Origin of the sequence: Pseudomonas retamae (assembly GCF_043496865.1) — a bacterium.
GTDB lineage: Bacteria > Pseudomonadota > Gammaproteobacteria > Pseudomonadales > Pseudomonadaceae > Aquipseudomonas > Aquipseudomonas retamae.
Genome location: NZ_JBIEIL010000011.1, coordinates 36400 through 50473, shown reverse-complemented (window position 1 = coordinate 50473; position 14074 = coordinate 36400). Strand labels below are relative to the sequence as shown.

The window sequence follows — 14074 nt, the reverse complement described above, 5'->3', positions numbered from 1 at the left end:
AGCGACTGCGCATATAGCTTCTTTGGTCTTTCGCCCGCTCACACTGCGGGCTTTTTTTCGTCTGGCGGTCCCTTCAACTTTCTCTGACAACAAACAACGTCGTCTGCCCCAGCGCGTCCACTTGTACGCCACCGCGCAACCAGACCGTATCGCTGACGCCGTCACGCGTTCGCATCCGCTCGCCCTCGGTCGGCACCGGCCCGGCATCGTCGAATGCATTCACCGGATAAACCCTCAGTGCAAATACCTGATCGATGCCGTCGCGATGAAAACGCACGTCACCTCTCGTATCTTCCGGTGCGGCGTGTTCGATGACATAGCCTTCGTCGGCCAATACCTCGCTGAACAGTTGTTGCAAGCGGGCCGTTGAGGGCTGGCTGGCAAAGCGGTTCCAGTGTTGAGCGAAGCGTGCGGGGTCGAAGTCCAGCCGCGATAAACCATAATCTGGCGTGGAAGGCAGAGGCCGTGAGCCGGTTATGGCACGCGGCCTGCGTAACATCAGCAGCGGATCGGCCAGTTGTCCTTGCGGCGCCTTGTGCAACTGCCTGTGGGTCCAGTAGTGCAACACTCGGTTGAGCAATGCCAATCCTGTACCGGTGATGATCTCGGAGCGACTGGCTTGATTGAACATGGCCCGGGCCAACGCGCTGACGGAACGGTCGGCCAGCGATTTGAAGGTTCTGGCGATGTATTGAGTGATCGGCATTTCAAAGGGAACGACGCTGTCGAGTACCGTCCATTGGTTGTTGTTCATCAGCGCGTATCTGGGTTGCAGCGAAGGGTGATCCCGCAGCATGTATTCGAAAGCGTCGTACAGGGCCGGTGAGAACAACGGATTTTCCAGATAGACCAGCAGAGAATGCGCATTCACGTCCTGCCTCACTATCGGGTAGAAGTGCCCGTCTATCTCGATGTGTTGCCCTAAAGCCGGGCGAACGCTGCGCGCCCAGTCTCGCCAGAGGCCGAAGCGCAGGTTGAGTGGCCCGGGATGGGCTGAGAGCAGACTTTCGCCGAGTGTCTGGCTGGCGTCTGTAGCTTCATCTGCAGGCTGATTGCCTGGCGGTTTGTGTCGCCACAGCCTGGTCCCTGCAATACGTTCGAACAATACCGTTGGTACGTCGCGCGTTGCTGCAAATACCTGCTGATACTGACCGGCGCTGTTTTTGCGCACCATGACGGTTCCTCGCGCAGTGTCTACATAGGTCTTGCGATGTTTGTCGTAGCGCACGCCATCCTCCGTAGCGGAAGCGGGTGTGAGCCGGGCGGCATCTTGCGCAGCCAGATAAACCGGCGTCTCGGCAACAATGCGCTGAGCATCGGCGTACCGCAGTTCAACTGGCGTGTTGTGCGCCAGCCCGTGCGGATTTTCGAAGGTCTGCAGGGGCTGCGGTTGCGCATCGATAGCCGCCGGTAAGTCGGGCGCGCCGGGCTTGCCGGTGGAATGGAGATGAGCTTTGTATTGATCGGCGAGTCCGAAATGCAAATCTGCGTAAGCAGCGTTGCCGTCGGGCGCGCCCGCTTGCGGGCGTAGCGAGCTCGGCGTGATGTCGGACGGAACGGTCCCCGCCCCGGGCTTTGGTGGTTTGAGCATGATTGGGAATCTCTTTGTGTCAGGTGTCGGTGTGTGGATAGCGGTGTCTGCGCAGGAAACCGTGCATCACCGCCGTTGTCAGGGTTGCTTTAACCCTCACGCACAATGAAAAGTGTTGGATGGTCAGCGGACAGTTGTTGTACGCCGCCCACCAGATGGGCCACTTCCGTTTGTTCAAGGAAGCGGTTCAGGTCGTGTGTGTTCTGGGCATTGAGCAAGGCGAGGAAGCCCGGGTCCGTGAAATTGGAGCCTGGGGTGGTGTAACGGGGCACCCGGTCGCCGACGACGAGGGGCAATTTCAGAATGAACAATGCGGCAAGGTTCGGCGAACTGAAAACCAGCGCATTTTCTTCAAGCCGACGCGTAGACGGAGCCACCGTGTAACCGTTGTCTTGCAGGATGTGCACAAACAATTCATGCAGCTTTGTCGCGGTGGGTGTCGCTGTGTAGGCGGCCCACTGCTGAGGAAATTTTTTCGGATCAAAATCCAGGCGCTGGAGCACGTTGAGGTTAGACGCAGGTAGCGCCAGCAGTCCGCTGCCTGCAACGCCGCCGGGCAGCGTCGGCAGTTTTGGCAGCATCAGCAGCGGGTCGGCCAGGCCAAGTCCCGGGGCTTCGTTATTGACCTTGTCGAGCCAATAGCGGTAGGTCAGCGTCATCACTGACAAGCCATCGCCATTTATCCCGCCGGGCAACGAGGCACGGTTGAACACGGCTCGGGCGAGGTTGCCGATCGATTGATCCGAAAGGTGCTTGAACGCAGTGGAAACGTACTGAGTGGGGGACATTTCAAAGGGTGGGTAATTGTCCAGAACCTTCCACTGGCCTTCTCGTTTCAAAGCCCATTTGGGTTGGCGCGAGGGTTCATGACGCAGCATGTTTTCGAACGCATCGTATCGGTCCGGCGAAAAACCGGGGTGCTGCAAATAGACCAGACCGCTGTCGGCTCCCAGATTCTGCGCAACGGTCTGGTAATGTAAACCGTCTATCTCGATCGATTCGCCGGATGCGGGTCGGGTGGTTCGGCCCCAGTTTTTCCATTGGCCGGCGGAAAGGTCCAGAGCCATGGGCTCTCTCGACAAAAGGCGGGTCATCAGTGTGTCCGTGCCGCGCTCGGCCGATAGCCGTTCTTCTGCGGATGTACGTCTGCCGGGGCCAGCCATCGCGTGCACGGGCTCAGCGATCAGAGGATCAGCTCCGGGCGGAGACTGTCGCGACGTGTCGATCTCGCGCCAGAGCTTGCTTCCCGGAATCTGCTCGACTCGCTGGCCGGTCGGCGTCGATTCGCCGGCGTAGGTTTGTCGCCAGCCATCCGCGCTTTTGCCCACCATGACCACGCCTTCATGCAATTCCACGTAGGATTTGTTGCGCTTGTCATACAGAAACCCTTCGTCGCTGCTTGCCTTGCGCTTGAGTTGAAGGACCGATTCGGGATTGATGTAGACCGGCGGCGAGAACCGCTCGCCGGTGGAAGTGCCGGCCAGCGCAGATTGTTCGCCGTGCGCAGCGCGCAGTGTCAGTGAATCAGCCGTGCGCGCAGTACTTGATGCGGAGTGACTGGCCGGCGCGGGACTGATGATGACGCTGGGGCGCGACACAGGTACAGCCGGCAAGGTGGGAGAAAGTGTCGAAGCCGCATTGGCCCCGCTATCGCCCATTGCTGTGGACGGTTGACCGGGCAGGGGATGTGGCAATGTCGTCGACGGTTCGGGTGATGTCGGGCGAGGGACTTTCTTCGGTGGCTTGGCCATTGCTTGGCTCCGATATAAGGCTGATCAGGGGAGGCCGGCAATCGGGAGACTGGTTCGCGGTGCAGTTGCCCCACCGCGTCCTCGCCCGACTTGTTGGCGTGAAGGCGATAGAGTCGGCAAACGCCGGGCGCGGCGTGCGGTATATATGTATTGAGCGCAGAGAGGTTGCTGCGCAGTGTTACGGGCTCCAGGTACCCGCACTTGCCGACAGATCCGGCGAGTGCGGGTGGTGGTGTTCACCGCTCTCTGATAATGAACACCGAATCCGGATCAGACTCGACCTTCAGTACACCACCGATCAGCCAGACCACTTTGTTTTGTGCCGTGGCGGTGGTCAGGGTACGAAACGCCTCGTCGCCAATCCTGCTCGGCAAACCCGGGTCTGCCAGTTCGTTGCCCGGCGTATGGGACAACCCGACGTGGTCAACCGAGCCCAGTTTGAGGAAATACACCTGCTCATGGGGCTCGCGCCTGAACACCAGGGTTGGCCTGTGATGGTCATGCGTCAGGGGGAAGATGTCGTAGCCGCTACGAATCAACAGGGCGCCGAGCAGACGTCGCAGATTCAGATCGCTGGGGTAGGTCTTGTAATGACTCCATTCGACGGGAAAACGCTGTGGGTCAAAAGTCAGCCGTTGCAGCTCGCTGTCGGATTGCGAGGGCATGGGGATGAGCGTCTTGCCGTTGATATCGATCGAAGGTGCCACCGCCAGCATGTTCAGCGGGTCGGCATAGTCCGGTGCCGTGGGAAAGGGCTTTTGCTTCCACTGGTGCAGAACCGCCTGAATATTCACCAGGCCAGTGCCGGTAATGACGGCCGAGTTGTCCGCCCGTTCAAAGAGCTTTCGCGCGACGGCCCATGCCGTGGCTGCGGAAAAGTCCGGGAACGTGCTGGCAACCGATTGCGCGATGGGCTCTTCGAAGAAGCGTTTTCCAGGGTGGACTTCGCCGGGGTCGTTCCCGATGCGAAACGTGGCGACCGGTTGCAACGACGGTGCGGTGCGCAGCATTTTTTCAAACGCATCGAAGCGCGCCGGGGCGAAGTCGGGATGCTGCACGAAAAAGACTTTGGGTGTGCGGTTGGAGCCGACGGGTACGATCGGATAATGAAACCAGCCAAGCTGGATCGATTCCACCGCAGCTGGTTTGTTCAAATGCCCCCACGGTAACCAGAAAAATGGCGTTTGCTCGCTCGCTACGTCGGCCTCGAGCGCAGTCGGTGCGAGTGAACGCGGCTGCTCTGTGGCATCCGCCCGCGCACGTTTGCTCGCTCCGGCGAGCGGCTCGGCCGATTCTGCAACACGTCGAGAACCCGTTACTGGGGGCGTGTCGGTAGCGTCTATCTGCGCGGCCTTGGGCCGCCAGCGCAGCGTGCCGGGAATCTGCTCAAATACGATGCCGGTGGAATGCCTTGTCGCTGCCGAGGCATGCCGGTACTCGCCTTGCGGATCTTTACGAACCATGACGGTGCCTTGCGCCGTGTCGACGAAAGCTTGCTTGAGCTTGTTGTAGCGAATTCCATCGATTGAAAGCTCGGCTTTGGTCAGGGTGTTGGCGTCCTCCGCGGCAAGATAGCCGAGCGGTTGCGACGTCGCAGGGGCGCCGGAATGGCCTGGCGTCGATTGCCTGCCGGGACGTTGAACGTACCAGTCGGGCCGGCCCTCAATCTTCGTCAGCGCCGCTGCGGGTACGCCGGGTGCAAAGGTCATGGGCAGGTAGTAATCGCCGTGCGCATTCTGTTCGACAAGAAAATGGCCGTCGCTGCCGAGTTGCGCGTAGGTGCGCTGGTCCGGCCCGCTGAACAATCCACTGTTTGCGCCGATTGGTGTCAGCTCATTCAAGCGATTCTGCGGCCAGGCGACTGCATTGCGGGTGGCATTTGCGGCGTCGCTGCCCAGCCCCGGCATTGTGCGTACGGTGATTGCCGCCGGGTACGTGACTGACGTACCTGGCGAGCCTGTGGTCGAATCAACGCCGGAGGCGAAGGCGCCAGGCAGGCCCGTTCGGACGTGCGCGCCGGCACCTGAATCCGACTGCACGACGCGCGTAGTCAGGGTGCTATCGGCAGCTGTTGTCACAGCAATTTTTTTCGGTGGCTTGGTCATACATGATTACTCAATGGGTGATGATAACGAGCGCTATCAGTCGCTCGCCGCAATGCCTCGGCGCACTCGTTTGCTTCCCGCAAGGCCAGGGCCCGGAAAGTGGCGGGGAAGTTTCGGTACTCGCTGGTTTTTGCAGAGTGCGTAGATGATGCTGGTAGTTATGTGAGCCGTTATGCCGGGGGCACATCGATCAAAGGCTGCTTGAAAATAGTCGTATCCTGATGACTGCAGCGATTGATCACTCGTAACTCGGAATACTCGACGCGAGACTTGTTGATGCGCAGAACCCAGTCATAGGCGGCAAAGTCGTAACTGAAAGCCCCGGGCAAGTTGTCGGCAAAAACAATGTTGCGCACTTTAACCACCTGGTCAGCCATGGGTGCAAAGGCCTGCGCAAGTGGTTTGTCCTTTTGCGGTTGCTCGAAGAATCGCGCATCGAGGCCGTCGCGATAGATTCGGTCGAAGGACAGGTCCACCACATGAACGATGCCTTGTTCGCTGATGACACGAACCTGATCGATCAAGTCTTCGCTCTCATAAACGGGTAGGTGAATCGTGCAGGTGCCTATCTGCAACCGATTGTGTTCCAGCTTGATATCGATCTTGCCGAGCGACGTTGCATCGAGTTCCCACGTCGAAGAGTACGGCAGTCGGACCGTGGCATTGGCCAGCGCGCCGGGGGTGGAAAGTTTGAGCGTCATGTCGGCGACGAGGTGAATCAGGTACGTGGCACCTTCGCCTTCAAGGCTTTCCATTGCGGTTTGATCTGGAAGGGAGGTCAGGGCAGCGCAACCGTTTTTGTCTGTCAGTTTGTACGGTTCGTTATTGGGTAGTTCATAGGCGATTTGCTTCTCTCGCGGTTTCAGAGGCAAGTTGAGCGCTGTCGTCCAGTGATTGAAAGCATGCACCTTGTAGTTGTCGTCGGCCGGCGCGGCATCTGTTTCCGGTGTCAATTGCGCATTCAAGGCGACACCGTCATTGAATATCAGAAGGTACTGATGACTAGGGCGCAAGGCCATGGTCCGCAGGATCTTGATCATGTTTCGCGGATCAGTTCCACCTCGGGCCCAGGCGAACTGGCTGAGGGTCAGGGTTTTCGTTCCAAGGTGGTAAACAAGATCACAGCCGGCGAGCAGGTCCTTGTGTTTCTCTGACTCGCGGGCACTGAACTGTGCTTCGACCCTGGTTAACTCATCGCTGGCGTAATCCAGATGAATGCTGGTTACTGTATTGGGCCGTTCTGTCGAATAGAACGAGATGTTTTGCTCGGAGCGGGGAAGATAATATCGAGCTTCGTTCTGATGCAGGGTCCAGCATTCGGGTTTGTAAACAATGACCGGTTTCGCCGGCCGTCCATATTTTATGATCACGACTTCAATATCGACACTTTGACCACTATCGAGCGTTTCCGGCAGGTCAGGCTGCAGCTGATAACCATCCTTGGTCAAGAACGTCAGGTTGGTGTTTTTGACCCGAGTCTCGTTATCGGTCGTTTCATATATATCGTGGATGACTACTACGTTTTTCGGTCTGTCATGAAATTCAAATCCAGAAGTGATAACCAGCGAGTTGTTCTCGATTACCCAACTTTCAATCAGCCCGATACGCCAGTTGAACTCAATGGTACTGTGCTGCGCGCCGTCCTCGATGATGTAAAAACGACCTTCACGGTGATCGATGAAATACTCATCGGCACCTTCTTCTCCCGAGGCTGTGGCCCCTTCATGCCACAGTTGTATCTGATCATTTCCCGCGCCGGCTTTTATCGTGTCGCGGCCACGTGATTTGATGATGTTGCGGTGTTCGGTGCCAGTCACTGTACTGGCAGCACTTCTTACGGTTTCAACGTTCTCGATATTTTCCAGCAGGCTGTGGAATTGATAGGTCGCGCCGTCTTCTGCCTCGATATCGGGTGTTCTGACTTGCAGCGTGCCGGCGGGTAAATCGACGTCATAGCCTCTAGGGGTGTCCTTGAAGCCATTCAGAACCAGGGTGTCGTTGCCTGCCGCTCCTTTGATTTTCGAATAGGCCGACCCTTTCTCGATTTTCGATAGCTGATCCGCAGCCGCTTCAAACACGAAACGATCGTCTTTCTCTCCGCCGGTCAGGTCCTTGGTTCCCGAGCCGTAATGAAAGACATTCGATTTCTTCTCAACGCCCTTGATCGAATCACGTCCATCGCCGATCAGCCAGAGAATGCTCTTGTCGTCTCCGGCAACGCCGAGTGCAGCGCCGGGGGTGTCCTGGGTAACCCCGTCGCGAGCATCGATGGTGTCATCTGCACCGCGGACCTTCGGGACGTTTTCGGTTTGCCAGGCATCGATTTTGGTCCACCAGTTACGCTTCCAGACTTGCGTGGGTACTAGGTCAACATCAAATGCGCCATTGACCACCGCTTCGGTGGAGTCCTTGAGGTCGACGTCGAGCAATCTGCGTGCCGTGCGCTTGAGTTGTTCAGCATGCTGGATCAGGGTTCTGGCCTGGTTGTAGCGGTCCCTGACGCCTTGTTCGACATCCAGCATGCAGAACGAAAAGAAGCCTGAGCGCCAGCGTTCATCGAGTGTCAGTTCGATATAGTCGTCAATGTCATCGACGATACGCACCGCGCCGTACACCTGCGATCCGATCGCCAGCACTGCACCGGCGAGCAAGCCTGCCGGGCCGACAAATGACAAGCCTGCCAATGCCGCGGTACCGAGGATTACGGTCATGGCGGCACTGGTGATGCTCAAACCGGCGCTGACATAATGATCGATGGCTTCCTTGCCGGTTGCGTGGCTGGCGGCATTCAAGGATTTGACCGCGGTGAATACATCGAAGGGCAACGTCAGTGCGCCCCCCAACAGACCGCCGGATCGGCCGAGTCTTAGCGCAAACCTGGTTTTGGCAAAATCCCTGAACGCGTTTTTCCCCGCGGTAAGCATCTCGGTTGCGACCTTGCTGACGCCAACGTCAATGGCAATGGAGCCCAGCTCCGAGGCAATACCCACGCTGTTCAGTACCACTTCAGAGGTGTCGCCCGCCCTGATTGCAGTCACTATGCCGCGCAATCCCATGAATATGCCGAAAGCCTGAATGCCAACACTCGAACCCACGGTGAGATGGGTTTTTGCCGCGGCCACCCAGCGCCGTGTGTTGTTCGGTAGTTGTGTGTGCTGCAAATCAAGTTTCTGTGCGCTGTTCAAAAGCTTTTCGAGCTTGCTGCGATAGTTGCCCGGATCCTCTTCGACTTGCGCGCTTTCCCGGGTTATCCGCGGTGCGGTTATCGGGCGCCGACTGGCGATGTCAAAGAGCAGGGTCGGCAACAGATAAACATCGTGGCCGGTCGAGGACTTCATGTGCCGCGCGATATCGCCCGCGCTGAACTGTAGCGAATTGATGAATGAGCGCTTGGGAATACGAAAGAATGTGTTGTCGCCGTTCAGGGGCTGCCCGTCGATTGTGGCGCCCAATGTATTCAGAGAAGCCCGTGTTATCGAAATCTCACCGATCTGAATGGGGCCGAATATCGTGTCGTTGACAATCAGTTGACCGATTTTGCTTTTGACCTGGGTGTCCACTGGCGTATCGCCGACACCGTCAATATCGATTGTCGAAGTGTTGCGCTCATTGCTCTCGATCCTCATGTCGGTTATGACGACTGGATCGGTTTGAATCGAAGCTTCGCTTATTAATGTGGCCATTTGAACGTCCTTGTTCCGACAGATTGCCGTGGAATAAAGGCCGGATAGTAAGGGGGGCGTTCAAACGATGTACATCAATGGGTTGTTGCGGTGTATTGCATATAAACAAGTAATGATTACTTCGCGAGTTCAAACTATTGAAGGTAATCAGTATGGAAGTCGCCAGTCTGTTCTGTAACTTCGTATGAAGGCTGGCGCCCCCGTGCTGTCAGGTCGGGGGACGCCAGGTCAGTTGGCTTAATGACTGCTGAGCAACGAGGCCGCGCCGGCCCCGCCGAACAGGCCGGCACTGATGCGGTTGAACCAGCTCTGGCCCTTGCCGCTACGCAGGTAACGCGCCGCGCCGTGGGCACCGAGGCCGTAGGCCAGTTTGCACAACAGGTCCAACACGGTCCAGGTGGCGATCATCACCAGCAGTTGCGGCAGAAATGGCTGCTCGGCGTTGAGAAACTGCGGCAGGAACGCAGCAAAAAACAGGATGTCTTTTGGATTGCTGGCGCCCAGCACGAAGGCGCGGGTGAACAGTGCGCGAAAGCGCGGCACCGGCGCGGCTTGCGGAACATCGGCACCGACCGACGGCTGACGCGACTGTTGCCAGCTCTGCCAGGCGAGGTAGAACAGATACAGCGCGCCGACGATTTTCAGCGCGCTGAACAGTTGCTCGGAGGCGAGCAGCAATGCACCCAGACCCAACGCCGATGCGCTGAGCAGACAGATCGAGGCCGTGACACCGCCGAGAAACGCCGGGTACGAACGACGCAGTCCGTAGTTCAGGCTGTTGCTGATCATCAGCAAGGACAACGGCCCGGGAATGAGGATCACCACCAGCGCGGCGCCGCTGAACAGCAGCCAGGTTTCCAGACTCATTTTTTGCTCCTTTTTGTTGTGTTCATGAATGTGCAAAAGCCCCACCGGTGAGGGTGAGGCTGTTTGAAACCCGGACCGCGCAGCGCTTACAGGAAGATGAACTTGGCGATGAAGATTGCGCAGAGCACCCACAGGCTGACGGAGATTTCCTTGTACTTGCCGGTCCCGGCCTTTAACGCCACGTAAGTGATGAAGCCCAGTGCAATGCCGTCGGCGACCGAAAAGGTCAGCGGCATCATGATCGCAGTAACGATGGCCGGGATCGCATCAGTGGCTTCGTCCCATTCGATATGGGCCATGCCGCCCATCATCAGCATCGCGACGTAGATCAATGCACCGGCAGTGGCATACGCGGGAATCATGCCGGCCAGCGGTGCGAAAAACATCGCCGCTATAAATAGCACACCTACGGTGACGGCGGTAAGACCAGTCCGACCACCAGCGGCCACACCTGCGGCACTTTCCACGTAACTGGTCACCGGCGGAACACCGACCACGGCGCCGAATACGCTGGAGGCACTGTCGGCTTTCATCGCGCGGGAGAGGTTTTCGATACGACCATCAGGGTTGACCAGATTGGCGCGCTGGGCGACACCCATCAGCGTGCCGGCGGTGTCGAACATGTGCACGAACAGGAAGGCGAGGACCACGCTGATCATGCTGACGTTGAACACGCCGGCAACGTTCATGGCCATCCAGGTCGGCGCCAGGCTTGGCGGGGCGGACATGATGCCCTGGTAATGAACGATGCCCAGACCCCAACCGGCGAGGGTAACGGTGATGATGCTGATGAGAATGGCGCCGAAGACTTTGTGGTAGCTGAGGATCGCAATCATCAGAAAGCAGATCGCGGCGAGCAGCGGGCCGGGTTCGCGCAGCGAGCCAAGCTTGATCAGGGTGGCTGGGCTATCGACGACGATGCCGGCGGTTTTCAAACCGATCAGGCCGAGAAACAGACCGACCCCGGCGCCCATCGCAAAGCGCAGGCTGACCGGAATGCTGTTGAGCAGCCATTCGCGGATGCGCGAGAACGTCAGGATCATGAACAGCACACCGGAAACGAACACCGCGCCCAGTGCGGTTTCCCAGTTGTAGCCCATGGTGCCGACCACGGTGTAGGTGAAGAATGCATTGAGGCCCATGCCCGGCGCCAGGCCCACCGGCCAGTTGGCGTAGAGGCCCATCAACAGGCAGCCCAGCGCGGCGGCGATACACGTGGCGACAAAGGCTGCACCGTGATCGATCCCGGCATCGGCCATGATGTTCGGGTTGACGAAGATGATGTAAGCCATGGTGATGAAGGTTGTCAGACCGGCAATCAGCTCGGTCTTCACCGTGGTGCCATGCAAGCTGAGTTTAAACAGACGCTCCAGCAGGCCAGTGCGTAAGGGCGGCGAGAGATCCAGCGGCGATGCTTCGGATTTGCGGCTTTCCACAGCGAGTACTCCTCAAGAGTTTTATTGTTATTTCCAGGGCCGGACCCATGAGGGGTGGCAGCGGCCCTTTGAGGCATACGCGAATTTGTTGACCATGCGGTCAGGAACTCGCACGCTGTGGATTATGCTTTTGTGTACAAATAAAGCAAATATTGTTTTTGGTTTTGTCTTCAGTTTTTCCATTGATAGGGATATATGGCCCTTCAGGGCCCTATCGCTGGCAGGCCAGCTCCCACAGGAGTCGTTGGTTTCTTCATATCTGTGTACTCCCTTGGTCATTGTGGGAGCTGGCTTGCCAGCGATGAGGCCCGAACAGTCAATCGAGAGCTGCCTGGCGCTTGCCCAGCGCCACATTCACCGCCAGCCAGCCATTCACCGCCGCCTCGCCAGCCTCGGCAAATACCCGCTCGAGCAATTTCACCTGTTCGCGGCGCAGCGCCTGCTCGAACTTCGCGCCTTCCGCAGTCAATTCCAGCAGGCGTTTTCGCTTGTCGGTCTGCGACGCCACGCTGTCGACCAGATGCATTTCCTGCAACTGGCGCAACGGTATGTTCAGCGCCTGTTTGCTCACACCGAGCAGCGCCAGCAATTCCTTCACGCTCAGATTCGGGTAACGCGCGATAAAAAACACGATGCGCTGATGCACCCGCGACAGACCGCGGCGTTCGAGCATTTCGTCTGCCTTGGCAGTGAACGCCTGATAGCCGAAGAAAAACGCTTCCATGGCGTGCTGCTGGCTGGTCGGGTTTTTAAGGTCAAGCATGTTGACGTACTCGCTGGTGTTGGCGTAATTTCAGTCAAGCAGTTTGACTTATTTTCCTTACGCCTCGCTACCGGTGACTTCCATGGCTTTTTCCGAACGTGTCACGCGCCTTAAAAGTTCTTTGATCCGCGAAATCCTCGCTGCCGCTCAGCGCCCCGAGGTGATGTCGTTTGCCGGTGGCTTGCCCGCCGAGGCCATGCTGCCGAAAGTCGAGTGGGCCGACATGCCGCTGTCGCTCGGCCAGTACGGCATGAGCGAAGGCGAACCGGCGTTGCGTGAAGCGTTGGCGGCGCAGGCGAGAGCGCTTGGGCTGGAATGCCAGGCGAGTCAGGTGCTGGTGGTCAGCGGCTCCCAGCAAACTCTCGATCTGGCGGCGAAACTGTACATCGACAAAGGCACGGAGATTTTGCTCGAAGCGCCGACCTATCTCGCCGCGCTGCAGATATTCCAGCTGTTCGGCGCCGATTGCCTGACCGTCGCGCAAGAGGCCGACGGTCCGAATCTGGTGCAATTGCGCCAACGCCTGGAACAGCATCGTCCCGCGTTCATCTATCTGATCCCGACCTTTCAGAACCCGTCCGCCGTGCGCTACAGCGAAGCCAAGCGTGCCGCCGTCGCGGCGCTGCTCGATGAATTCGGCGTGACGTTGATCGAAGACGAACCTTACCGTGAACTGACGTTCGACGGCGCCAGTGCCAGACCGATCGCCGGCCGCTTGCAAAGCGCCAGTTGGGTCTACACCGGCACCGTGTCAAAAACCCTGCTGCCAGGGTTGCGCGTCGGCTATCTGATTGCCAGCCCCGACCTGTTTCCACATCTGCTGAAACTCAAGCAATCCGCCGATCTTCACACCAATCGCATCGGCCAGTGGCAGGCACTGCAATGGATTGGCAGCGACAAGTATCAGCGGCATCTGAGCGAGCTACGCGGGTTCTACCGGCAGCGGCGCGATGCGTTTCAAGCGGCGCTGGAAAAGCATTTTGCTGAATTGGCGGATTGGGAAACGCCTCAGGGCGGGCTGTTTTTCTGGCTGACACTGAAGCGGCCGCTGGACACGCGAACGTTGCTCAACGATGCCTTGGCCAACGATGTGGCGTTCATGCCAGGTGAGCCGTTTTTCCCGGAGCCGGATAACCACCTTGGGCATTTACGTTTGAATTTCAGCCACATCGAGCCGGCGCGACTGGATGAAGGATTGCAGCGATTGGCGGCGGTGGTGCGCAAGGCTCAGCACGATAAAGCGGCGTAAAAAAAACCGGCTTGAGGGCCGGTTTATTTTTGTCTGGGATTTTTGGTGCCTGGCAGGGCCTCATCGCTGGCAAGCCAGCTCCCACAAATTTTTTTAACGCCACAGATCAATGTGGGAGCTGGCTTGCCGGCGATGAGGCCATCAGCAACTCCGCCCAACCATCAGACCGCAGCGAAGCGCTTGTCCAGATAATCAATAATCACCTTGGACTCATACATCCAGGTCGTCTGGCCATTCTCTTCAATGCGCAGGCAAGGCACCTTGATGCGGCCGCCCTGTTCCAGCAGGGTCTGCCGGTCCTGTTCGTTATTCTTCGCGTCTTTGAGCGCCACCGGCACATTCAGGCGACGCAGGGTGCGACGGGTCTTCACGCAGAACGGGCAGGCATGGAACTGATACAGGGTCAGATCCTTGGCGGCGGCGTCGACTTGCGCCTGAGCAGCGGCAGGGCGTTGTTTCTTGCCCGGACGGGTGATGAAATCGGCGAAGATAACCAGTTGGCCGAGGCCGACACGAAGCGCTTTGACGAACACGTTGAAAGCCTCACGGTGCGAATTGAGAAAGGCGCGCAGCTTACCCGATTTTTTGCGGACGAAAAAAAACCGGCGATGAAAGCCGGTTTTTTCTGC

Annotated in this window: 9 protein-coding genes; 1 reads left to right on the top strand and 8 read right to left on the bottom strand. The window is 58.1% G+C overall.

Going from position 1 to position 14074, the window contains the following annotated elements:
- Positions 1–73: 73 nt before the first annotated feature.
- The 7 genes from ACGSLL_RS20835 to ACGSLL_RS20805 all read right to left on the bottom strand — a co-directional run bounded on the left by ACGSLL_RS20835 (position 74) and on the right by ACGSLL_RS20805 (position 12196).
- Positions 74–1591, bottom strand: coding sequence for a hypothetical protein (locus tag ACGSLL_RS20835; RefSeq protein ID WP_394507772.1), 1518 nt, complete (start codon positions 1589–1591; stop codon positions 74–76).
- Between the two features lie 89 nt (positions 1592–1680).
- The gene (locus ACGSLL_RS20830; RefSeq protein ID WP_394507771.1) at positions 1681–3342 is read right to left on the bottom strand and encodes a hypothetical protein; all 1662 of its coding nucleotides are present in this window, start codon (positions 3340–3342) and stop codon (positions 1681–1683) included.
- Between the two features lie 236 nt (positions 3343–3578).
- A complete protein-coding gene (locus ACGSLL_RS20825) occupies positions 3579–5447 on the bottom strand; it encodes a hypothetical protein (protein WP_394507770.1) in 1869 nt (622 codons plus the stop codon).
- A gap of 170 nt (positions 5448–5617) precedes the next feature.
- A complete protein-coding gene (locus ACGSLL_RS20820; RefSeq protein WP_394507769.1) occupies positions 5618–9130 on the bottom strand; it encodes a calcium-binding protein in 3513 nt (1170 codons plus the stop codon).
- Positions 9131–9367: 237 nt separating this feature from the next.
- Positions 9368–9997, bottom strand: coding sequence for a LysE family translocator (locus tag ACGSLL_RS20815; protein ID WP_394507768.1), 630 nt, complete (start codon positions 9995–9997; stop codon positions 9368–9370).
- 86 nt (positions 9998–10083) lie between these two features.
- Entirely contained in the window at positions 10084–11433 is a 1350-nt protein-coding gene (locus ACGSLL_RS20810) for an NCS2 family permease (protein ID WP_090282498.1), read from the bottom strand.
- Positions 11434–11749: 316 nt separating this feature from the next.
- On the bottom strand, positions 11750–12196 hold the full coding sequence (locus ACGSLL_RS20805) for a MarR family winged helix-turn-helix transcriptional regulator (protein WP_394507767.1): 447 nt from the start codon (positions 12194–12196) through the stop codon (positions 11750–11752).
- 82 nt (positions 12197–12278) lie between these two features.
- On the opposite strand from ACGSLL_RS20805, the gene ACGSLL_RS20800 reads away from it, so the two are divergent.
- Entirely contained in the window at positions 12279–13445 is a 1167-nt protein-coding gene (locus ACGSLL_RS20800; protein WP_394507766.1) for an aminotransferase-like domain-containing protein, read from the top strand.
- Positions 13446–13606: 161 nt separating this feature from the next.
- On the opposite strand, the gene ACGSLL_RS20795 is transcribed toward ACGSLL_RS20800, so the two are convergent.
- Positions 13607–13978, bottom strand: a complete 372-nt coding sequence (locus tag ACGSLL_RS20795) for a glutathione S-transferase N-terminal domain-containing protein (protein ID WP_394507765.1) — start codon at positions 13976–13978, stop codon at positions 13607–13609.
- Between the last annotated feature and the right edge of the window lie 96 nt (positions 13979–14074).

Coding starts and splice junctions, on each gene's coding strand:
- ACGSLL_RS20805 (WP_394507767.1), bottom strand. CDS start 12,196: ATGCTTGACCTTAAAAACCCGACCAGCCAGCAGCACGCCATGGAAGCG.
- ACGSLL_RS20820 (WP_394507769.1), bottom strand. CDS start 9,130: ATGGCCACATTAATAAGCGAAGCTTCGATTCAAACCGATCCAGTCGTC.
- ACGSLL_RS20800 (WP_394507766.1), top strand. CDS start 12,279: ATGGCTTTTTCCGAACGTGTCACGCGCCTTAAAAGTTCTTTGATCCGC.
- ACGSLL_RS20835 (WP_394507772.1), bottom strand. CDS start 1,591: ATGCTCAAACCACCAAAGCCCGGGGCGGGGACCGTTCCGTCCGACATC.
- ACGSLL_RS20830 (WP_394507771.1), bottom strand. CDS start 3,342: ATGGCCAAGCCACCGAAGAAAGTCCCTCGCCCGACATCACCCGAACCG.
- ACGSLL_RS20825 (WP_394507770.1), bottom strand. CDS start 5,447: ATGACCAAGCCACCGAAAAAAATTGCTGTGACAACAGCTGCCGATAGC.
- ACGSLL_RS20815 (WP_394507768.1), bottom strand. CDS start 9,997: ATGAGTCTGGAAACCTGGCTGCTGTTCAGCGGCGCCGCGCTGGTGGTG.